This window comes from Streptomyces sp. NRRL F-5727 (assembly GCF_000719555.1).
Lineage (GTDB): Bacteria > Actinomycetota > Actinomycetes > Streptomycetales > Streptomycetaceae > Streptomyces.
Window position 1 is genome coordinate 1 of the sequence record NZ_JOGX01000008.1, and the last position, 21,067, is coordinate 21,067.

The 21,067-nt window shown below is 73.8% G+C and carries 19 protein-coding genes; 9 read left to right on the forward strand and 10 right to left on the reverse strand.

Going from position 1 to position 21,067, the window contains the following annotated elements:
- The 3 genes from IF73_RS39430 to IF73_RS0108415 all read left to right on the forward strand — a co-directional run.
- The coding region (locus IF73_RS39430) for an acyl-CoA dehydrogenase family protein (protein ID WP_155525297.1) at nt 1-100 on the forward strand (100 nt) is incomplete at its 5' end.
- A 29-nt stretch (nt 101-129) separates the two neighbouring features.
- Nucleotides 130-918 carry an electron transfer flavoprotein subunit beta/FixA family protein gene (locus IF73_RS0108410; protein ID WP_078867985.1) on the forward strand — a complete coding sequence of 263 codons (789 nt, stop codon included), beginning with the start codon at nt 130-132 and terminating at the stop codon, nt 916-918.
- Between the two features lie 33 nt (nt 919-951).
- The gene (locus tag IF73_RS0108415; RefSeq protein WP_031005137.1) at nt 952-1,908 is read left to right on the forward strand and encodes an electron transfer flavoprotein subunit alpha/FixB family protein; all 957 of its coding nucleotides are present in this window, start codon (nt 952-954) and stop codon (nt 1,906-1,908) included.
- Between the two features lie 70 nt (nt 1,909-1,978).
- Here IF73_RS0108415 and IF73_RS0108420 read toward each other — a convergent pair whose 3' ends face one another.
- From IF73_RS0108420 to IF73_RS0108430, 3 genes are all read right to left on the reverse strand, one after another.
- On the reverse strand, nt 1,979-2,362 hold the full coding sequence (locus IF73_RS0108420; RefSeq protein WP_037878622.1) for a Zn-ribbon domain-containing OB-fold protein: 384 nt from the start codon (nt 2,360-2,362) through the stop codon (nt 1,979-1,981).
- A 112-nt stretch (nt 2,363-2,474) separates the two neighbouring features.
- Nucleotides 2,475-3,200: a TetR family transcriptional regulator gene (locus IF73_RS0108425; protein WP_031005139.1), complete on the reverse strand. Its 726-nt coding sequence runs from the start codon at nt 3,198-3,200 to the stop codon at nt 2,475-2,477.
- A gap of 87 nt (nt 3,201-3,287) precedes the next feature.
- Complete coding sequence (locus tag IF73_RS0108430) at nt 3,288-4,049, reverse strand: SDR family NAD(P)-dependent oxidoreductase (RefSeq protein ID WP_031005140.1); 762 nt, start codon at nt 4,047-4,049, stop codon at nt 3,288-3,290.
- 283 nt (nt 4,050-4,332) lie between these two features.
- Here IF73_RS0108430 and IF73_RS0108435 point away from each other — a divergent pair, with 283 nt between their 5' ends.
- Nucleotides 4,333-4,890: a GlcG/HbpS family heme-binding protein gene (locus IF73_RS0108435; protein WP_031005141.1), complete on the forward strand. Its 558-nt coding sequence runs from the start codon at nt 4,333-4,335 to the stop codon at nt 4,888-4,890.
- A gap of 147 nt (nt 4,891-5,037) precedes the next feature.
- Here IF73_RS0108435 and IF73_RS0108440 read toward each other — a convergent pair whose 3' ends face one another.
- Nucleotides 5,038-6,192, reverse strand: coding sequence for an acyl-CoA dehydrogenase family protein (locus tag IF73_RS0108440; protein ID WP_031005143.1), 1,155 nt, complete (start codon nt 6,190-6,192; stop codon nt 5,038-5,040).
- A 116-nt stretch (nt 6,193-6,308) separates the two neighbouring features.
- Here IF73_RS0108440 and IF73_RS0108445 point away from each other — a divergent pair, with 116 nt between their 5' ends.
- The 3 genes from IF73_RS0108445 (at nt 6,309) to IF73_RS0108455 (ending at nt 9,430) form a co-directional block, all read left to right on the forward strand.
- Nucleotides 6,309-6,914: a TetR/AcrR family transcriptional regulator gene (locus tag IF73_RS0108445; protein ID WP_031005145.1), complete on the forward strand. Its 606-nt coding sequence runs from the start codon at nt 6,309-6,311 to the stop codon at nt 6,912-6,914.
- A 50-nt stretch (nt 6,915-6,964) separates the two neighbouring features.
- A complete protein-coding gene (locus IF73_RS0108450; RefSeq protein ID WP_031005148.1) occupies nt 6,965-8,248 on the forward strand; it encodes an ROK family transcriptional regulator in 1,284 nt (427 codons plus the stop codon).
- A 138-nt stretch (nt 8,249-8,386) separates the two neighbouring features.
- Nucleotides 8,387-9,430 (forward strand): SCO7460 family lipoprotein, encoded by a 1,044-nt coding sequence (locus tag IF73_RS0108455; protein WP_158821957.1) that lies wholly within the window; start codon nt 8,387-8,389, stop codon nt 9,428-9,430.
- On the opposite strand, the gene IF73_RS0108460 is transcribed toward IF73_RS0108455, so the two are convergent.
- The 5 genes from IF73_RS0108460 to IF73_RS0108480 all read right to left on the reverse strand — a co-directional run bounded on the left by IF73_RS0108460 (nt 9,427) and on the right by IF73_RS0108480 (nt 16,247).
- Complete coding sequence (locus IF73_RS0108460; RefSeq protein WP_031005152.1) at nt 9,427-10,566, reverse strand: XdhC family protein; 1,140 nt, start codon at nt 10,564-10,566, stop codon at nt 9,427-9,429. The two genes, IF73_RS0108455 and IF73_RS0108460, sit on opposite strands and share 4 nt — an antisense overlap.
- A 37-nt stretch (nt 10,567-10,603) precedes the next feature.
- Nucleotides 10,604-12,076: an NCS2 family permease gene (locus IF73_RS0108465; RefSeq protein ID WP_031005154.1), complete on the reverse strand. Its 1,473-nt coding sequence runs from the start codon at nt 12,074-12,076 to the stop codon at nt 10,604-10,606.
- 297 nt (nt 12,077-12,373) lie between these two features.
- Nucleotides 12,374-14,761, reverse strand: a complete 2,388-nt coding sequence (locus IF73_RS0108470) for a xanthine dehydrogenase family protein molybdopterin-binding subunit (RefSeq protein WP_031005156.1) — start codon at nt 14,759-14,761, stop codon at nt 12,374-12,376.
- Between the two features lie 2 nt (nt 14,762-14,763).
- Entirely contained in the window at nt 14,764-15,351 is a 588-nt protein-coding gene (locus IF73_RS0108475) for a (2Fe-2S)-binding protein (RefSeq protein ID WP_031005158.1), read from the reverse strand.
- A 2-nt stretch (nt 15,352-15,353) separates the two neighbouring features.
- A complete protein-coding gene (locus IF73_RS0108480) occupies nt 15,354-16,247 on the reverse strand; it encodes an FAD binding domain-containing protein (RefSeq protein WP_031005159.1) in 894 nt (297 codons plus the stop codon).
- Between the two features lie 314 nt (nt 16,248-16,561).
- Between IF73_RS0108480 and IF73_RS0108485 the strand changes: the two genes are divergently transcribed.
- Together IF73_RS0108485 and IF73_RS0108490 are read left to right on the forward strand one after the other, a co-directional pair.
- Nucleotides 16,562-18,286 carry a PucR family transcriptional regulator gene (locus tag IF73_RS0108485; RefSeq protein ID WP_031005161.1) on the forward strand — a complete coding sequence of 575 codons (1,725 nt, stop codon included), beginning with the start codon at nt 16,562-16,564 and terminating at the stop codon, nt 18,284-18,286.
- A 295-nt stretch (nt 18,287-18,581) separates the two neighbouring features.
- Nucleotides 18,582-19,385, forward strand: a complete 804-nt coding sequence (locus IF73_RS0108490; protein WP_402319338.1) for a hypothetical protein — start codon at nt 18,582-18,584, stop codon at nt 19,383-19,385.
- A gap of 28 nt (nt 19,386-19,413) precedes the next feature.
- On the opposite strand, the gene IF73_RS0108495 is transcribed toward IF73_RS0108490, so the two are convergent.
- Nucleotides 19,414-21,018, reverse strand: a complete 1,605-nt coding sequence (locus IF73_RS0108495) for a WD40 repeat domain-containing protein (RefSeq protein WP_031005175.1) — start codon at nt 21,016-21,018, stop codon at nt 19,414-19,416.
- Nucleotides 21,019-21,067: the final 49 nt, after the last annotated feature.

The window sequence follows — 21,067 nt, forward strand, 5'->3', positions numbered from 1 at the left end:
CTACCCCGTCGAGCGCATGATGCGCGACGCCAAGATCACCCAGATCTACGAAGGCACCAACCAGGTCCAGCGCATCGTCATGGCCCGCAACCTCCCGTAACCCCACCCCTCGTCGAAAGGAGCCAGGCCGTGACCCTGAGGATCGCTGTCTGTGTGAAGTACGTTCCCGACGCCACCGGCGACCGCGGTTTCGCGGACGACCTGACCGTCGACCGCGACGAGGTCGACGGCCTCCTCTCGGAGCTCGACGAGTACGCGGTCGAGCAGGCGCTGCGGATCTCCGAGGAGGCCGACGACGCCGAGGTCACCGTCGTGACGGTCGGCCCGGACGACGCCAAGGACGCCCTGCGCAAGGCGCTGTCGATGGGCGCCGACAAGGCCGTCCACGTCAACGACGAGGCCATCCACGGCTCCGACGTCATCGCCACCTCGGCGGTCCTCGCCAAGGCCCTGGAGAAGACCGGTTTCGACCTGGTCGTCTGCGGCATGGCCTCGACCGACGGCACCATGGGCGTGCTGCCCGCGCTCCTCGCCGAGCGGCTGGGCGTGCCCCAGGCCACGCTCCTCTCCGAGGTCTCGGTGGACGGCGGCCTCGTGAAGGGCCGCCGGGACGGCGACGCCGCCACCGAGCTCGTCGAGGCCCCGCTGCCGGCCGTCGTCTCGGTCACCGACCAGTCCGGCGAGGCCCGCTACCCCTCCTTCAAGGGGATCATGGCCGCCAAGAAGAAGCCGGTCGAGGAGCTGGAGCTCGACGACCTGGACATCGACGAGGACGAGGTCGGCCTGGCCGGCTCCTGGACCCTGGTCGAGTCGGCGGACGCCCGCCCGGCCCGCACGCAGGGCACGATCGTCACGAACGAGGACGGCGACGGCGGCAAGCAGCTGGCCGCCTTCCTCGCCGCCCAGAAGTTCATCTGACCGCCCGTCACCCCACCTCAGGAGCAAGGAATCATGGCTGAGATCCTGGTTCTCGTGGACCACGCCGACGGTGCGGTCCGCAAGCCGGCCCTCGAACTGCTCACCCTGGCCCGCCGCCTGGGCGAGCCGTCCGCGGTCGTCCTCGGCGCCGGCGAGGCCGCGGCCTCCGTCGCCGCCACCGCCGCCGAGTACGGCGCCGCCACCGTCTACGTGGCCGACGGCGCCGAGTTCGCCGAGCAGCTCGTCGTCCCCAAGGTCGACGCGCTCACCCAGATCGCGAAGGAGAAGGAGGTGGCCGCCGTCCTGGTGACCTCCTCCGGCGAGGGCAAGGAGATCGCGGCCCGCGTCGCGCTCCGCCTCGGCTCCGGTCTCATCACCGACGCCGTCGACCTGGAGGCCGGCGCCGAGGGCCCGGTCGCCACGCAGTCGGTCTTCGCCGCCTCGTACACGACCAGGTCCCGCGTCTCGCACGGCGTCCCGGTCATCACCGTCAAGCCGAACTCCGCCGCCCCGGAGGCCGCCCCGGCCGCCGGCACGGTCGAGAACGTCGCCGTCGCCTTCACCGGCAACGCGGCCCGGGTCGTCGCCCGCACCGCGCGGGTCTCCACCGGCCGCCCGGAGCTGACCGAGTCCGCGATCGTGGTCTCCGGCGGCCGCGGTGTCGGCGCCGCCGAGGGCTTCGAGGTCGTCGAGAAGCTGGCCGACTCGCTCGGCGCGGCCGTCGGCGCCTCCCGCGCCGCGGTGGACGCCGGCTGGTACCCGCACTCCAACCAGGTCGGCCAGACCGGCAAGCAGGTCTCGCCGCAGCTGTACGTCGCGGCGGGCATCTCCGGCGCGATCCAGCACCGGGCCGGCATGCAGACGTCGAAGACGATCGTCGCGGTCAACAAGGACCCCGAGGCCCCGATCTTCGACCTGGTCGACTACGGCGTGGTCGGCGACCTCTTCGAGGTGCTGCCGCAGCTCACCGAGGAGATCGGCTCGCGCTGACGCCGTCGGACACGACGAAGGGGGTGGCACTCTGTGCCACCCCCTTTCTCCTGTCTCCGGGCCCTCGGGGTCAGATCCAGCCGTCCAGCGGGACCTCCTCGCAGAGCCGGACGACCGGCCGGCGCCCGGTGTCGGCGGCGCTCGCGAGCTTGACCCGGACGCCCGGGCGCACGGCGTGCGGCGGCCCGTCGACCCGGCAGCGGACCACGAAGCCCTCGGCCATGTGGACCGGCCAGAGGTCGGCCTCGGCGGCGGTGTGGGCCCTGCGGACGGTGATCACGCCCTCCCCCTCGCTGAGTTGGGGGGACAGGTCGGTCGACCCGCAGGTCGGACAGAGCAGGCGCTGGAAGGTGGTGGTGTGGCACCAGGCGCAGCGCTGGAAGTAGAGATCGGTGCCGGCGGCCGATTCCTCGGTCCGGACGGCGCCGGGGGTCCTCAGTCCCGTGTGGAACACGATGCCTTCTCCTCGCACTCGGCGGCTCGACCGTGCTGGAGCCCAAGATATGGCACTCAGTGCCAGCAAAGAAAGACCTGAGTTCCCTCAATTCGAGATACTGAGATCCCTCTCAGCTCTGGTCGAGGCTCGACTCCACCTCGCGCACCACGCGCCACATCGGCGTGGACCGCTTGGTGATGACGACGACCACGTCGTCGGCCCCCTCCGCCGCGTCGCCGCCGGCGCCGGCCGGCGCGTCCGGGCTCCAGGTGGCGCGGACGAACTCCAGGGCGCGGTCCACCTCTTCCAGCGGGTCGCCCTCGCCGCCCGAGCGCAGCCAGTGCCGCAGGGCGTGGTTGTGGGCGGCGACGACGGCCGCGGCGGCCACGTTGGCGCGCAGCGTGCCGTCCCTGCGGTCGGCCCAGCGGCCCCTCAGGTAGTCGCCGAGGGTCTTCTCGTACCGCCAGACGACGGAGAGCTCGTAGGTGCGCAGCCCGGCGACCTCACGGGTCAGCCGGTAGCGCTGGACGGAGAAGGTGGGGTTCTCGGCGTACATCCGCATGACCAGGCGGGCGGCGTCGCAGACCCGGACCATGGGGTCGTCGGTGTCGGCGCTGGCGGCGAGGAAGCGGGTCATGTCGTCGAGGCACTGCTCGTGGTCGGGGAAGACCACGTCCTCCTTCGACGGGAAGTAGCGGAAGAAGGAGCGCCGCCCGACGCCCGCCAGGGAGACGATGTCGTCGACGGTGGTCTGCTCGTAGCCCCGCTCCAGGAAGAGCTGGAAGGCCGCGGCGATGAGGGAGTCGCGCATCGCGGGCTTCGGAGAGGTCCGGGGGTTCGTCGCCGCTGCTGCCATGGCACGAACCTAACACCGGTGACGCCTCCGTGCGGCACTCGGTGCCGGAATTCTCCGGCACCGAGTGCTCTACCGAGGCGGGATGCGTCAGCGGGCGGACATCCGCAGTGCGCCGTCCATCCGGATCGTCTCGCCGTTGAGGTAGTCGTGCTCGGCGATCATCGTGATCAGGCGGGCGTACTCCTCCGGCTGGGCGAGGCGCTGCGGGAAGGTGACGCTCGCGGCGAGCCCGGCCCGGATCTCCTCGCTGAAACCCGCCATCATCGGGGTGTCGACGATGCCGGGGGCGACCGTGACGACCCGGATGCCGAACTGGGCGAGGTCGCGGGCGGCCGTGATGGTCATGCCGGCGACTCCGGCCTTGGAGGCGGCGTAGGCGATCTGCCCGACCTGGCCCTCGAAGGCGGCGATCGAGGCGGTGTTGACGACGAGGCCGCGCTGGCCGTGCGCGTCGGGCTCGTGCCGGGCGATGGCCTCCGCGGCGAGCCGCATCACGTTGAACGTGCCGATCAGGTTGACGTTCACGACGGTACGGAACAGGTCGAGGTCGTGCGGGCCCTTGCGGCCCAGCACCCGGGCCGAGGGCGCGATCCCCGCGCAGTTGACGGCGAGCCGCAGCTCGGCCCCGTCGGCGTCGATCGCGGCGAGCGCGGCACGGACCTGGTCCTCGTCGGTCACGTCGGCGGCGATCAGCCGGACGCCCTCCGGGAGCGCCCCGGCGGCGGCGACGGCCTTCTCCAGGTCGAGCCCGTAGACCGTGGCGCCGCGCGCGGCGAGCGCGGCGGCGGTGGCGGCGCCGAGCCCGGAAGCGGCGCCGGTGACGAGAGCGGCGGAGCCGGCGATGTCCATGGAACTCCTCGTTCGTGTCGTGCGGGTGACCCTGCCGGCGGGTTGGCCGCCGGACCGGGGGCGCGTCCCCGCGGGGGACCGCGCGGTCTGCGCGATCTGCGCCGCCACCATAGAACCCCGGACGCGGGGGCGGCGGGACAGGGGTCATCCGATCGGCGGACCCTTGCGTCCACCGTTCCGCGCGCGGCCCGCAGCCGGTGCGCCGACCGCCGGGGCCCGGATCGGCGCCCAGGATGAAGCGTCAGTCGATCTTCGTCCCCGAACCCCCTGGAGCGGAAGCCCCATGAAGCACGTGAAGAAGGCCCACCGGACCCGTCTGACGACCGGTGGCGCGGTCGTCGCCCTCGGCCTGGCGGGGGTCGGCGCCTACTCCGCGAGCGCCGGCGGCGGCCAGGACGCCGCCCCCGCGACCGTCGCCGAGGCCACGAGCGGGCACACGACCGCCACCACCCGCCTGACCGTCGCCGCGGCGACGAGGGCGGCCCGGGCGGCGCTGGACGCGGCCGAGGCGGAGGACCAGCGCGTCACGGTCGCGGTCGTCGACCGCGACGGCAACCCGCTCGTCACCCTGCGCGGCGACGGGGCGGGCCCGCAGTCCCCCGGGTCGGCGGAGCGGAAGGCGTACACGGCGGTGGCGTGGAACGCCCCGACCTCGGTCCTCGCCGGCCGCCTGGCCCAGGCGCCGAACCTGAAGGACGTCCCCGGCACCCTCTTCCTCGCCGGCGGCACCCCGGTCACCGCGCAGGGCGCCCCGATCGCGGGCATCGGCGTGGCGGGCGCCCCCTCGGGCGACCTGGACGAGAAGTTCGCCCGCGCGGGCGCGGCGGCCCTGGAGAAGTAGTAGTCCGCACCGGCCCGGAACGCGCCGAACCCCGGTGCGCCTGAAACGGGGGAACACAGGCGTACCGGGGTGGCGGTCCCGAGCATACGCCCGAAATGGTTCAACACGAAATCACTACGGGACCACCACCGCCTCCCGCCGCGACCGCTACTTCTCCGGGCGGGCCAGTCCGCGGCTGATGACCAGCCGCTGGATCTGGTTGGTGCCCTCGAAGATCTGCATGATCTTCGCCTCGCGCATGTAGCGCTCGACCGGGAAGTCGCGGGTGTAGCCGTAGCCGCCGAGGACCTGGACGGCGTCCGTGGTGACCTTCATGGCGGTGTCGGTGGCGATCAGCTTGGCCGCGCTGGCCTGGCGGCTGAAGGGGCGGCCGAGGTCGCGGCGGCGGGCCGCGTCCAGGTAGGTGGCGCGGGCCGCGTCGACGGCCGCGGCCATGTCGGCGAGGAGGAAGCCGAGGCCCTGGTGGTCGACGATCCGGCGGCCGAAGGTGGTGCGCTCGTTGGCGTAGTCGACGGCGGCGTTCAGGGCGGCCTGGGCCAGGCCGGTGGCGCAGGCGGCGATGCCGAGGCGGCCGTTGTCGAGCGCGCTGAAGGCGATCTGGAGGCCCTGGCCCTCGGTGCCGACGAGCCGGTCCTCCTCGATGAGGGCGCCGTCCCAGTAGGCGGAGGTGGTGGGGACCGCCTGGAGGCCCATCTTGCGCTCGGGGGCGCCGAAGGAGAGGCCCTCGGCCTCGCCGGGGGCGAGGAAGCAGGAGACGCCGTGGCTGCCGGGGGCGGTGCGGGCGAAGAGGGCGTAGAAGCCGGCCCGGCCGCCGTGGGTGATCCACGCCTTGGTGCCGGTGATCCGGTAGCCGCTGCCGTCCTCCTGGCGCTCCGCCTTGCAGGCGAGGGCGGCGGCGTCGGAGCCGGCCTGCGGCTCGGAGAGGCTGTAGCCGCCGACGAGCCGGCCCTCCAGCATCGACGGCAGCCAGCGCTCCTTCTGCGCCTCGGTGCCGAAGGCGTACAGCGGGTGGCAGGCGAGGGTGTGGACGCTGGTGGCGACCGCGACGGCCGCCCAGCGGGCCGCCAGCTCCTCCAGGACCTGCAGGTAGACCTCGTACGGCTGGCCGCCGCCGCCGTACTCCTCGGGGTACGCGAGGCCGAGCAGACCGGCCCGGCCCAGGGTGGCGAAGAGCCCCTCGGGATAGGTCTCGGCCGCCTCGTGTGCGTCCACCCGGGGCGAGAGCTCGTTGTCGGCGATCTCCCGGGTGAGGGCGATGAGGTCCGCCGCCTCGGGGGTGGGGAGCAGGCGGTCGACATCCATGGCGACTCCATCGGCGCGCGAAACGGTACTTGGACTGGTACTCCAGTACCGCTAAAAATAGCGCATGCGTGCGCGGAGGGAACCCCTTCCGGCAGGTGGCCCGGCATACTGTTCGGGTGATCGAGACCTCCGCCGCCGACACCCCGAAGCTCACGGGGCGCGGAGCGGCGCGCCGTTCCGCCCTCTTCGAGGACCTCGTCGCCCTGCTCGTCGGCGAGGGCTTCGCCCAGCTGACCCTGGACGACCTCGCGGCCCGGCTGCACTGCTCCAAGCGCACCCTGTACGGCCTGGCCGGCAGCAAGGAGCAGCTGGTCCGGGCGGCCGTCGTGCACTACTTCCGGCGCGCCACCACCCGCGTCGAGGCGGTCCTCGCCGCCGCGAGCGGGCCCGCCGAGCGGCTCGCCGCCTATCTGCGGGCCGTCTCCGCCGAGCTGGCACCGGTCTCCCCGCAGTTCTTCGACGACGTCGCCGCGTTCGAACCGGCCGCGGAGGTGTACGAGCGGAACACCCGGGCCGCCGCCGGCCGGGTGCAGCAGCTCATCGAGGAGGGCGTCACCGCCGGCGTCTTCCGGGAGGTCCACGTCGCCTTCGCCGCCGACGTCATCGCCTCCGTGATGGTCCGCATCCAGCGGCGGCAGGTGGCCGCGTCCACCGGCCTCGCGGACGCCGAGGCGTACGACCAGCTGGCCGAGCTGCTGCTCAGCGGGCTGCGCCGGACCTGAGGCGGCCACCGGATGCACCGCCCGACCGACCACTACCGCGAGGGGCCCCAGTGACCAGACCGAACGGCCGGACCGTGCGGGACCTGCGGCGCGAGAACCGCACCGCGGTCCTCCGGCGGCTCTACTTCGACGGCCCGCTGAGCCGCTTCTCGCTGGGCCCCGCCACCGGCCTCAGCTCCGGCTCGATCAGCAACGTCGTCGCGGAGCTGGTCGCCGAGGGGCTCGTCGAGGAGGCCGGCAGCGTCGACTCGGCCGGCGGCCGCCCCCGGATCCTGCTGCGCGTCGCCCCCGACAGCGGCCGGATGATCGGCGTGGACGTCGGCGAGACCCGGGTCCGGGTCGAGCTCTTCGACCTCACCCTCACCGAACTCGCCCGCGCCGAGCGCCCCTTGACCCGGTACGAGGTGGGTGTCGTCGTCGACCACATCCGCGAGGGCGTCGCCGAGGTGCTGCGCACGGCGGACGTCCCCGCGGAGACGCTGCTCGGCGTCGGCATCGGCGTCCCCGGCATCGTCGAGCGGACCGACGAGGACGGGGCCGTGGTGCACGGGCAGACGATCGGCTGGGACGCGGTCCCGCTGGAGCGGCTGCTCCGCGCGGCGGTCGACCTGCCCGCCGGTGTCCCCTACCGGATCGACAACGGCGCCAGGACCCTCGGCCAGGCCGAGATGTGGTTCGGCGCGGGCCGGGGCGCGACCAGCGCGGTCGTCGCCCTCTTCGGCTCCGGCGTCGGCGCCTGCGTCACCACCGATCCGTCCGGCCCCGGCCGGGCGCTGGAATGGGGCCACCTGAAGGTGCAGGTGCGGGGCCGGCGCTGCCGCTGCGGCGCCCGGGGCTGCCTGGAGGCGTACGCGGGAGCCGGCGCGCTCCTCGAACGGTGGCGGGAGGCGGGCGGCGAGCCGCCGGCCGGCGCGGGCGAGGAGACGGCGCTGGCGGCGCTGGTGTCCGCGGCGTACCCGGCGGACGGGGATACGGCGGACCCGGCCGCGGTCGCCGTCCTCGCCGAGACCGCCGAATACCTGGGCGCCGGTTTCGCCGACCTCGTCAACCTCTTCCAGCCGGAGCGGATCCTCGTCGGCGGCTGGGCCGGGCTGCTGCTCGGCCCGCGCTTCCTGGCGCAGGTCGAGGAGCACGCGCGCGCGTACGCGCTGGCGTATCCCGCGGCGCGGGTCACCCTCGGCATGGGCACGCTCGGGCCGGACGCGGTCACCGTGGGCGCGGCGATCCTCCCCCTGGCGGACTTCTTCGCCCGAGGCGGCCGCCCCGAACCCCCCACCCCACCCGAAGCCTCCCCCGCCTGGACGGAATCCCTCCGCACCCGCACGGCCCACTGACCCGGCGCCGCCCTGCGGCGGAACGCCCCCCACGGAGGTGCGTACGGCGGCGGGTGGCGGGTGAGTAGCGGGGCTCACGCGGCGCCGGGCACTCCGGGCCTACCGTCGCCGTAGGACACGGCAGCGGGGGTGGGGTCGATGGGGCGGCGGATGGTGGCGGCGGCGGTCGCGGTGGTGCTCGCCGGCGGCGGGGTCGCCGGGTGCGGGACCTTCTCGACACGGGACGACCGGCAGCGGGCGGTGGAGGTCGCGGAGCGGGTCGCGCCGGGGGTGCTGGAGGTGGTGGACACCCGGTCGCTCTTCCCGCAGGACGGCGGCGCCGAGGTGAGCTTCCGGATCAAGGGCGACGCCGACGCCGTGGTCCGGCTGCGGGTGAACGCCGAGAAGGACGACTGCGGGGGCCGGTCCTGCGACGACCGGCTGACCGCCGCGCTCGCCGAGGCCCGGCGCGAGGCCGACGGATTCCGGGCGCTGCGGCGGGAGTTCCGGGCGTGCGGTTACGAGGTGCACGGCCTGTCGGCAGACGGCACCGGGCCGTGGATCTCCGCGCCCCTGGGGCCGGACACCGCCCGGAGGGTCGTGGCGTCCGTCGGGGAGTGCCTGGACCGCTGGTCACGGGCGCAGGGCGACACCGCGCCCGCTCACCTCGCCGTGAAGGTGGCAGCGCCGGACGCCCTGGACCGGCTCCCCGACGACGCCGGGCGCCCCACCCTGATGCGGCTCACCGCCGGCGAGCGGCTGGCCGCGCTGGGCCGGGGGACGTACCACCGGGTGGTGTTCCGGGCCGGTCCGGACGGCGTCGACCGGGACTCGGGCGAGGTGCACCTGGTCCAGCCGTTCGCCGAGCGGCAGCGCTTCGCGGCCTCCGTGCGGGCGGCGGCCGAGCGGTGGCTGCGGACGGAGGCCGGGTCGCCGGAGGCGGTGGCCGGGGAGTACGTCGGCGTGTGGAAGCTGCTCCCGGGCCGCGTCGACCGGGTCGGCGGCTGGGTCCTGTACTGCGAACGCCCCGAGGGCGAGCGCCCGCGCTGCGTCGGCCGGCACGCGCTGGCGGTCGCCGTCGGCCTCGACGGCACCCTGGCCGCCGAGCCGGAGGTCTTCCGCGGCGTCCGGGACGCCGACGGCCCCCTCGGCCTGCCGGCCGAGGAGGACGGGGCCCCGTCGTACGCGTGGGTGCGCGGCTAGGCGACGGAGCCTATGCGGCCCGCGAGGGGCGTGTCCGGGCCGTCGTGGTGGATCGGGGTGTGGGCGCCGGTGAGCGAGGCGCCGCTGCCGCCGCGCCGGTTGGCGACGATCTCCGCGCCGATCGACAGGGCCGTCTCCTCGGGGGTGCGGGCGCCGAGGTCGAGGCCGATCGGCGAGCGCAGCCGGGCCAGTTCGAGCTCGGTGACGCCGACCTCGCGGAGGTGCTTGTTGCGGTCCTCGTGGGTGCGGCGGGAGCCCATCGCGCCGACGTAGGCGACGGGCAGCTTCAGCGCGGCCTGGAGGAGGGGGACGTCGAACTTGGCGTCGTGGGTGAGGACGCACAGCACGGTCCGGGCGTCGACCTCGGTCGACTCCAGGTAGCGGTGGGGCCATTCGACGACGATCTCGTCGGCCTCGGGGAAGCGGAGGGCGGTGGCGAAGACGGGGCGGGCGTCGCACACCGTCACGTGGTAGCCGAGGAACTTGCCGACCCGGACGAGGGCGGACGCGAAGTCGATGGCGCCGAAGACGATCATGCGGGGGGCGGGGACGGAGGACTCCACGAGCAGGGTCAGCGGCTGCCCGCAGCGGCTGCCGTCCTCGCCGATCTCCACCGTGCCGGTGCGGCCGGCGTCCAGCAGGGCGCGGGCCTCGGCCGCGGCGGTGCGGTCCAGCTCCGGGTGGCCGCCGAGCCTCCCCTCGTACGAGCCGTCCGGGCGGACCAGGAGGGCCTGCCCCAACAGGTCCTCCGGGCCCGAGACGATCCGGGCGAGGGCCGCCGCCTCCCCCGAGACGGCGGCGGCCAGGGCGGCGGGGAAGACCCCGCCGCGGACCGGGGTGACGAGGATGTCGATGATGCCGCCGCAGGTCAGGCCGACGGCGAAGGCGTCCTCGTCGCTGTAGCCGAAGCTCTCGACGACGACCTTGCCGTCGTCGAGCGCCGTCTGGCACAGCTCGTACACCGCGCCCTCCACGCACCCGCCGGAGACCGAGCCGATCGCGGTGCCCTCGCTGTCGACGGCGAGGGCGGCGCCGGGCTGCCGGGGCGCGCTGCCGCCGACGGCCACCACGGTGGCCACGGCGAAGTCGCGTCCCTGCTCGACCCACCGGTGCAGCTCTTCGGCGATGTCCAGCATGTCGGTCTCCTTGGCGGTGTGGGGAGGGCGGGGGGCGTCAGCTGACGCCCAGCCAGCCCTCGATGGGGTGAAGGGCGAAGAACACGATGAAGATCGCGGTCAGGCACCACATGAACGCGCCGACCTCGCGCGCCTTGCCCTGCGCCACCTTGATGACGGTGTAGGCGATGACGCCGGCCGCGACGCCCGGGGTGATGCTGTACGTGAACGGCATCAGCACCACGGTCAGGAAGACCGGGATGGCGACGGAGCTGTCGCCCCAGTTCACGTGCTTGGCGTTCATCATCATCATCGCGCCGATGACGACCAGCGCGGCGGAGCCGACCTCGCGGGGCACGATCTGGGTGATCGGCGTGAAGAAGAGGCAGGCCGCGAAGAACAGGCCGGTGACGACCGAGGAGAAGCCGGTCCGGGCGCCCTCGCCGACGCCGGTGGCGGACTCCACGAAGACGGTCTGGCCGGAGGCGCCGGAGACGCCGCCGATCGCGCCGCCCGCGCCGTCGATGAACAGCGCCTTGGACAGGCCGGGCATCCGGCCCTTGTCGTCGGCCAGGTCGGCCTCGGTGCCGACGCCGATGATGGTGGCCATGGCGTCGAAGAAGCCGGCGAGCACCAGGGTGAAGACGATCACGCCGACGGTGATGTAGCCGACGTCGCCCCAGCCGCCGAAGGAGACGTCGCCGAAGAGCGAGAAGTCCGGGGTGGAGACCGCGCTGCCCTTGAGCTCCGGGGAGCCGTTGGCCCAGGAGCCGGGGCCCTTGGCGGGGATGTCGGCGACGGCGTTGACGATCAGCGAGATGACGGTGCCGGCGACGATGCCGATGAGGATCGCGCCCGGGACCTTGCGGGCCTGGAGGGCGAAGATCGCGAGCAGGGTGACGGCGAAGATCAGGACGGGCCAGCCGACCAGCTCACCGCCGGCGCCGAGGGTGACGGGCGGGCCGAACTGCGGGCCGGCGCCGACGAAGCCGGCCTTGTTGAAGCCGATCAGGGCGATGAAGAGGCCGATGCCGATGGTGATGCCGTGCTTGAGCGGCAGCGGGATGGCGTTCATGATCATCTCGCGGAGGCCGGTGACCACCAGGAGACAGATCACCACACCGTAGACGACGCACATGCCCATCGCCTGGGGCCAGGTCATCTGGGGGACGACCTGGGTGGCGAGCACACCGGAGACGCTGAGTCCCGCCGCGAGGACGAGCGGCACCTTGCCGACGAAGCCCATCAGCAGGGTGGTCACCGCCGCCGCGAAGGCGGTCGCGGTGATGACCGCGGAGGAGGCGAGGACGTTCTTCTCGACGTCCGGGCCTCCGAGGAGGATCGGGTTGAGCAGGAGGATGTACGCCATCGCCATGAAGGTGGTGACGCCACCGCGGATCTCCGTGCCGACGGAGGATCCTCTCTCCGAGATGTGAAAGTACCGGTCGAGCCAAGACCGTCCGGCGGGGTTGCGCGAGCCGGAGCCCGCGTCCTCCGCGGCGGTCTTGGGCTCCACAGACGACTGGGTCATGGGGCCTACTCCCAAGGTTCAAAGGGGCACCCGCATCAGACTTCGAGAGCTCTGACGGTGAAGCTGCGGGATTTGGGATATTTCGTTGGCTGCACGACCCGGGGGACGGCCCGAGACGAACGGGGTACTGCGGGTACTTCGGTACTGCGGGTACTGCGGGTACTGCGGTACTGCGGGTACTTCGGTACTGCGGTACTTCGGGTACTGCGGGTACTTCAGGGGGGTACTGCGCTCCGGGCGGTGCGGGCGGGGAGGGAAGTGTGACGTTCCTGGGAGGCGCACACCGCCCGGAGGGTCCTACAGGGTGCCGGTGAGCGCCTCGGGGCGGACCGGCGTCTTGTTCAGCTCCAGCCCGGTCGCCGCCCGGATCGCCGCGAGGACGGCCGGGGTGGACGACAGGGTCGGGGCCTCGCCGATGCCGCGGACGCCGTACGGCGCGTTGGGGTCGGCCAGTTCGAGGTAGTCGACCGGGATGGTCGGCGTGTCGAGGATGGTCGGGATCAGGTAGTCCGTGAAGGAGGGGTTGCGCACCTTCGCGGTCTTCGGGTCGACGATGATCTCCTCCATCACCGCGACGCCCAGGCCCTGGGTGGTGCCACCCTGGATCTGGCCGACCACGGAGAGCGGGTTGACCGCCTTGCCGACGTCCTGGGCGCAGGCCAGCTCGATGACCTTGACGAGACCGAGCTCGGTGTCCACCTCCACCACCGCGCGGTGCGCGGCGAAGGCGTACTGGACGTGGCCGTCGCCCTGGCCGGTGACGAGGTCGAACGCCTGGGTGGGGCGGTGCCGCCACTCCTCCTCGACCTCCACGGCCTGGTCCTCCAGGACGTCCGCGATGGAGGCGAGGGCCTCGCCGTTGTCGGTGACGACCTTGCCGCCCTCCAGGAGGAGTTCGGCGTTGGCCCACGCCGGGTGGTACGAGCCGAACTTGCGCCGGCCGATCTCCAGGACCTTCTCGCGGACGAGCTCGCAGGAGTTCTTGATGGCGCCGCCGGTCATGTACGTCTGGCGGCCCGCGGAGGTCGAACCGGCCGAGCCCACCTGGGTGTCGGCGGGGTGGATGGTGACCTGCTGGACGCCGAGCTCGGTGCGGGCGATCTGCGCGTGGATGGTGACGCCGCCCTGGCCGACCTCGGCCGCGGCGGTGTGGACCATCGCGACGGGCTCGCCGTTGATGACCTCCAGGCGGATCTTGGCGGTCGAGTAGTCGTCGAAGCCCTCGGAGAAGCCGACGTTCTTGATGCCGACCGCGTAGCCGACGCCCCGGACGACGCCCTCGCCGTGCGAGGTGTTGGAGAGGCCGCCCGGCAGCGCGCGGACGTCCGCGCCCTCGCCGGCGGTCTCCCACTGGCGCTCCGGCGGCATCGGGCGGGCCTTGACCATGCGGAGCAGCTCGGCGACCGGCGCCGGGGAGTCCACGACCTGGCCGGTCGGCATGATCGTGCCCTGCTCCATGGCGTTGAGCCGGCGCAGTTCGACCGGGTCCATGTCCAGCTCGGCCGCGAGCTTGTCCATCTGGGCCTCGTAGGCGAAGCACGCCTGGACCGCGCCGAAGCCGCGCATGGCGCCGCAGGGCGGGTTGTTGGTGTAGAGGCCGATCGCCTCGATCTCGACGTCGTCGACGACGTACGGGCCGATCGAGAGGGAGGAGGCGTTGCCGACGACCGACGCCGTGGACGACGCGTACGCGCCGCCGTCGAGGACGATCTTGCACTTGACGTGCGTGAGCTTGCCGTCCCGGGTGGCGCCGTGCTCGTAGTAGAGCTTCGCCGGGTGCCGGTGGACGTGGCCGAAGAAGGACTCGTACCGGTTGTAGACCATCTTGACCGGCTTGTTGGTGCGCAGGGCGAGCAGCGAGGCGAGGATCTGCATGGAGATGTCCTCGCGGCCGCCGAAGGCGCCGCCGATGCCGGCCATGGTCATGCGGACCTTCTCCTCGGGCAGGCCGAGGCAGGGGGCGATCTGCTTGAGGTCCGAGTGCAGCCACTGGGTGGCGACGTACAGGTCGACGCCGCCGTCCTCGGCCGGTACGGCGAGGCCGGACTCGGGGCCGAGGAACGCCTGGTCCTGCATGCCGAAGGTGTACTCGCCCTTGACGATCACGTCGGCGCGCCGGGCGGCCTCGGCGGCGTTGCCGCGGATGATCGGCTGGCGGTGCACGATGTTGGGGTGCGGGACGTGGCCGGAGTGGTGGTCGTCGCGGTTCTCGTGGACCAGGATCGCGTCCGGGGCGAGGGCGGACGCCTCGTCCGTGATGACCGGGAGCTCCCGGTACTCGATCACGATCTTGGCGGCGGCGCGGCGGGCGGTCTCCGGGTGGTCGGCGGCCACGAGGGCGACCGGCTCGCCGTGGTGGCGGACCTTGCCGTAGGCGAGGACGGGGGTGTCCTGGAACTCCATGCCGTAGTTCTTGGCGGCGGGGAGGTCCTCGTGGGTCATGACGGCGTAGACGCCGTCCATCGCGAGGGCCTCGGAGGTGTCGATGGACACGATCTCGGCGTGCGCGACGGTGGAGCGCAGGACCTGCCCCCACAGCATGTCCTCGTGCCACATGTCCGAGGAGTAGGCGAACTCGCCGGTGACCTTCAGGATGCCGTCGGGGCGGAGGGTGGACTCGCCGATGCCGCCCTTGACGTGGTTCTGGGTGACGTCGCGGGGGATGCCCGTGGTGGTGCCAGCCATGGTCAGACCGCCTCTCCCTGACGGGCGGCCGCGAGGCGGACCGCGTCGAGGATCTTCTCGTAACCGGTGCAGCGGCAGAGGTTGCCGGAGAGCGCCTCGCGGATGTCCGCGTCCGTCGGGGACGGGTTGCGCTCCAGCATCTCGTCGGCGGCGACCAGCAGACCGGGGGTGCAGAAGCCGCACTGGACGGCGCCGGCGTCGATGAACGCCTGCTGGATCGGCGAGAGTTCGACGCCCTCGCCGGTCTGGGAGTCCTGACCGGGCTTGGCCTCCCACCGCTTGGCCTCGTCGAGCGAGGTGCCGCAGGCGCCCGTGCCGCAACCGGCGTGCTCGGCGCGCTCCTTGGCGTAATCGGCGAGGCCCTCGACGGTGACGACCTCGCGGCCCTCGACCTGTCCGGCGGCGACCAGGCAGGAACAGACCGGCACGCCGTCGAGGCGGACCGTGCAGGAGCCGCACTCGCCCTGCTCGCAGGCGTTCTTGGAGCCCGGCAGGCCCAGCCGCTCGCGGAGCACGTAGAGAAGGGACTCGCCCTCCCAGACGTCGTCGGCTTCCTGCGGACGACCGTTGACCGTGAAATTGACGCGCATGATCAGGCAGCTCCCTCAAGCGTGCGGCCGGCGCCGCGGTACTGCTCCCAGGTCCAGCCGAGCTGGCGGCGGGCCATGATTCCGACGGCGTGGCGGCGGTACTTCGCGGTGCCACGGACGTCGTCGATCGGGTTGGCGGCGCCCGAGCAGAGGTCGGCGAACTGCTTCGCGATCGACGGCGTGATGATCTTGCCGCTCTCCCAGAAGCCGCCCTCCTCCAGGGCCGCGTTCAGGAAGTTCTCGGCCTCCTTGGCGCGGATCGGGGTCGGCGCGGCCGAGCCGATGCCGGTGCGCACGGTGCGGGTCTCCGGGTGCAGCGCCAGGCCGAAGGCGCAGACGGCGATGACCATCGCGTTGCGGGTGCCGACCTTGGAGTACTGCTGGGGGCCGTCCGCCTTCTTGATGTGGACGGTCTTGATGAGCTCGTCGGGCTGGAGCGCGTTGCGCTTCACGCCGGTGTAGAACTCGTCGATCGGGATGAAGCGGCTGCCGCGGGCCTGCGACTCGACCTCGACCTCGGCGCCGGCGGCGAGGAGGGCGGGGTGGGCGTCACCGGCCGGGGAGGCGGTGCCGAGGTTGCCGCCGACGCCGCCGCGGTTGCGGATCTGCGGGGAGGCGACCGTGTGCGAGGCGAGCGCCAGGCCCGGCAGCTCGGCCCGGAGGTTCTCCATGATCTGCGTGTACGGAACGGAAGCGCCGAGTCGGACGTTCTCCTCGCCGACCTCCCACTCGCGCAGCAGCTCGATGCGGTTCAGGTCCAGCAGGTACTCGGGGCGCCGGTGGTCGAAGTTGATCTCGACCATGACGTCGGTACCGCCGGCGATGGGCACGGCCGTGGGGTGCTCGGCCTTGGCGGCGAGCGCCTCCTCCCAGCTGGCGGGGCGAAGGAAGTCCATGGTGGCTCTCTTCTAGTGATTCTGGTGATCGGGGCCGGACGACTGGATCCCGGGGGGCGTTCGGCCCTCGACTTCGGTGTTCATGTCCTGTTCACGCGGTGTGTGGCCTAGTACACAAGCCACGGTGGCCGGGGTGCAGTCACCGAAACCATGAAGGAGTTGGCCGGTGCCCCGGCACGTCTTGTAGATTCGAACGAAAGGCGGGGAACGGATACCTCGCCGTTTCCCCCTGGAAACAGCGACACCACCCGAACGACCCCACCGTCGAATACGCGACAACCCCACCACCCACTCGAAGGAACGGCGGCGACACGATGCGGCTGCGCGCACTGCTGGAGAACGACGCGCTAGGGCTGCGCCTGCTGGGCGGCGAGGACGAGCTGGACCGCTCCGTCCGCGGCGTGATGACCACGGACCTCAAGGATCCCAGCAGGTACCTGTCCGGCGGCGAGCTGGTCCTCACCGGCCTGGCCTGGATGCGGGAACCGGCCGAGTCCGAGCCCTTCGTCCGGATCCTCGCCTCGGCCGGGGTCTCCGGGCTCGCGGTCGGCGAGGTCGGGGTGGCGGCGCTCGCCACGGGCGAGGCCGGCCGGGGCCACGTCCCGGACGAGCTCGTGGAGGCGTGTTCTCGCCACCGCCTGCCGCTGTTCATCGTGGAGGAATCCGTTGCGTTCGCGACGATCACCGAGCACGTTGTTCGACAGGTCTCCGGTGAGCGGGCCGGCGACCTGGCCGCCGTGGTGGATCGGCACAGGCGTCTGATGACCTCCGGCCCGGCGGGCGGCGGCCCGGAGGCCGTCCTCGACCTGCTCGGCTCCGACCTGGACCTGCGCGCCTGGGTCCTCTCCCCCACCGGACGGCAGGTCGCGGGCGCCGGCGAGCCGCTGGACCCGGCCCTGGCGGCCGGCCTGGCGGCCGAGCACCTGGCCGCCACCCGGACCGGCCGGCGCGGCCCGCACCGGCTGACCGTGCAGGGCACCACGTACTCGCTCTTCCCGATCCGCAACACCGGCCGGGCCGCCGTGCCCGCCGCCCGGGACGTCCGGGAGACCGTGCTCTCCGACTGGCTGCTCGCCGTCGAGGCGGACGCCGGGGACTGGCCGGCCGCCCGGCTCGACCTGCTCCAGGGCGTCACCCAGCTGATCTCGGTGGAGCGCGACCGGCGCGACGCGGCCCGTACGGTGCGCCGCCGGCTCGCCCAGGAGGTGCTGGAGCTGGTCCAGACGGGTGCCGCGCCCGCCGAGATCGCCGCCCGGCTGCGGGTCGCCGCCCCGGTGCTGCTGCCCGGTCTCGGGGCCGCCCCGCACTGGCAGGTCGTCGTCGCCCGCGTCGAGTGGGACCAGGAGGGCGGCCAGTCCCCGGTGGAGGCCGGCCCGGTCACCCAGGCGCTCCTGGAGGAGATCCTGGTCGACCCGGCGACCGTCGGCGCCGAGTCCGCCGACCGGATCGCCGTCGCCCACACCGGTGACGAGGCCATCGCCCTGGTGCCGCTGGCCGCGGGGCCGCTCCCGGAGAGCGAGGACGACGGCGCGGCGCCCGCCCTGGGCCTGCACGCCGACGCCCTGCTCGCGGCGGTACGGGCTCCGCTCTCGGCCGGCCTCGCCGACGACGGGCGGCTCACCCTCGGCGTCTCCGCCTCCGTGCACTCGGCGGAGGGGCTGCGCGGCGCCCTGGAGGAGGCCCGGCACGCCCGCCGGGTGGCCGCCGCCCGCCCCGGCCGGGTCTGCGCGGCCGGCCACCACGAGCTGGCCTCGCACGTCCTGCTGCTGCCCTTCGTCCCGGACGACGTGCGGCGCGCCTTCACGGCCCGGCTGCTCGACCCGCTGAGGGACTACGACCGGCGCCACCGCGCGGAGCTGATCCCGACCCTGGAGGCGTTCCTGGACTGCGACGGCTCCTGGACGCGCTGTGCGACCCGGCTGCACCTGCACGTGAACACGCTGCGCTACCGGGTCGGCCGGATCGAACAGCTGACCGGCCGCGACCTCTCCCGTCTGGAGGACAAGCTCGACTTCTTCCTGGCCCTGCGGATGAGCTGAGGACCGCCCGCGGGGGATCCGGAATTCACTCCTTCGGTTGAGTCCGCGGGAGTGACGCGAGGCCCCTCCGGCCGCTCCTCACGGGCCGCCCGCCGCACCACCGCTCTCCCTGATCACCGCCGTGATCACGGGCCTCAGGGCCCTCCGACGCCCCGCCGGACCCGGTTCCGGCGGGGCGTCACCGCTGCCCCGCGGCTTTGTGAAATTTTTCACCCGACCCCTTGGCCGGGTACGTCCGTTCGTGCTGAGATGCCGTCCTACTCAACAGCTCGACGGCGCGCTCGGGGAGGGCAATGTGGCGGACACCGCCATGTCTGGTTCCGAATCAGGGGGCGGCGCACGTCCGTCCCTCGCCTACGGCAAGGAGACTCCGGTGGAGACCGCCATATGGCGGCTCCGCTCCCGCGGTTGCTGGGCCGACGCGGCGGCGCTGCTCGCCCCCCGCGCCCACGAACCGGCCGCGGCGCTCGAACGGGCCGCGCTGCTGATCGAGCGCTGCCTCTACACCGAACAGGGCTGGGCCGAGGCCGAGGAGGCGCTGCGCGCCGCCGAGGCGGTCGCGAGCAGCGACGAGGAGCGCGGGGCGGCGGCCTGCGAACGCGGCTATCTCGCCTACGCCTCCACCCTGTTGGGGGTCCGCGACCGCGCCGACGAGGCCCGGATGGCGCTGGGCCGGGCGGCGGCGCTGATCGCCCCCTCGGATCGGGGCCGTCCGCTGCTCGACTACCGGCGCGGGCTGATGGCGCAGAACCTGGGCGACTCCCCGCAGGCGGCCCGCGCCGCGTACCGGCGGGCGCACGCCGGGGCCACCGCGCAGGGCGACTCGCTGCTGCTCTCCTCCACCTGGCGCCATCTCGCCGGCCTCGCGCTGCGCGAGGGCGAGCTGGCGGAGGCCCGGCACGGCTTCGCCGAATCGCTGCGGATCCGGGAGGAGTTGGGCTATCTGGTGGGTACGGCTCCGGCGCTGACGGCGCTGGCCGACACGGAGACGGAGCCGGAGGCGGGTCGGCTGCGCGCCGAGGCCCGCCGTCTCTTCCGCCTGCTCGGCGGCGTACCGACCTGGCTGGCGGGCCAGTTGACCCCCAGGACCGCCATGTGACGCGCCGGAGAGGCTTTCTGAGGCCCCGTCACTTCCCGTACGGGTCCAGGCAGACGAGGCTCTCGTCGGTGCCGACCAGCAGCGCCCCGGTGGCCGTGACGGCGACGGCACGGACCGCCGGGCCCGGCCGGAAGACGCGCCGCCGGCCGCCCTCCGCGGGGATCAGCTCCACCCCCCCGTCGGCCCAGGCGGCCGCGACGAGCGGGCCGCCGGGGGTGGGGGCCGCGTGCAGGGCGACCACCGGCGCCCGGCGCTCCGCGAGCGGTTCGGGGACCGGCGGTCGCCCCGGCGTCCAGAGCCGTACGGTGCCGTCGGCGCCGCCCGAGCAGACGAACGGCGTCTCGGACTCGACGGCGGTCACGGCGGTGACCCGGCCGCTGTGCGAGGCCGCCTGGTGGAGGCCGTTGACGCCGAAGGCGTGCACCGAGCCGAGCCGGTCCCCCACCACCACCGAGCCCGCGATGGCCGCGAGCGCCGTGCCGGGGTGCCGGGACAGGGTGGTGGAGACGGCCTCGGTGAGCCGTTCCAGATAGGGCGGGCGCGGCGCCGTACCCCGTACGGTGTGCAGCCGGCCGCGCTCGTCGAGCAGCAGCACCGTCCCGTCGGCGGTGGGCGCGAGGGCGGTGATCCGGCCGCCGGCCCGGTGGGCGAGGCGGCCCGCGCCGGAGGCGTCCGCCTCCCGCAGCAGCCGGACGGTGCCCGTGCGGTCGCCGACCAGGACCAGATCGGCCGAGGGCCCGCCGGCCGTCGCCCCCAGCACCGCGACCGGGCCCGGCCACGGCGGGGTGACGTCGCCCCGGTGCCGGGCCCACCGCACCCGCCACGGCGCCGCCGCCGCCCGCTCGGCGAGGGCGGGCCGCAGCCGGGGGTCGGCGCCGTCGCCGAGCGCGGTGAGCAGCACCAGCGCCCGTCCGGCCGGTCCGTCCGCCGCGCAGACCGCCTGCCCGGCCCGCAGCCAGGCGTCGCGCAGCCCGCCGTGGTCGTCGGTCGAGGCCGTCGCGTAGCCGGTGGTGACGAGGAGCGGGTCGGCGGCGCAGACGGCGGCGGGATCGGAGAGGTCGGGAAGCCGCGGGGCGGGCGGGGCGGGCGCGGCTCCGGCGTCCCCTTCGAGATCGAGGTCGAGATCGAGGTCGACGACGGTGGTACGGGCGGCCCGGGGCGGCCGGGTGCCGGTGCGGGCCTCCACCACGAGCCGGATCCGTCCGACCTCGGCGAGCCCGGCGAGCAGGTCGGCGACGGCCTCCGGTTCGGCGGCGGCGTGCAGGTCGGTGAGGAGGAGCACGGTCCGGCCGGTGCGGCGGGCCTCGCTGGTGGCGAGGGTGTGGACGAGGTCGGCGGGTGTCCTGGCGACCACGCCGAGCCGGTTCGCGAGGGTCCAGGCGACGCCGAGGGCGCTCTGTCCGGCGAGCGGCACGAGCATCCGGTCGGTCCTGGCCCGGCCGCGCCGGGCCCGGGTCTCGTGCGCCGCGAGCCAGCCGAGGAGGGCGGTCTTGCCGCTGCCGGCAGGGCCGGTGACCACGCACAGGCGGGGCGCCTCGGGGTCGGTGAGCCAGCCGAGCAGGGCGGCGGCCTCGGGTCGCGTACCGATGGAGGGTCGGCGTCCGTCCGGCGGGGACGGGATCGCGGACGGCATGGGGCAACCTCACGGGCGGCGCGGTGCGGGCGGCTGTCGTCCACGACCT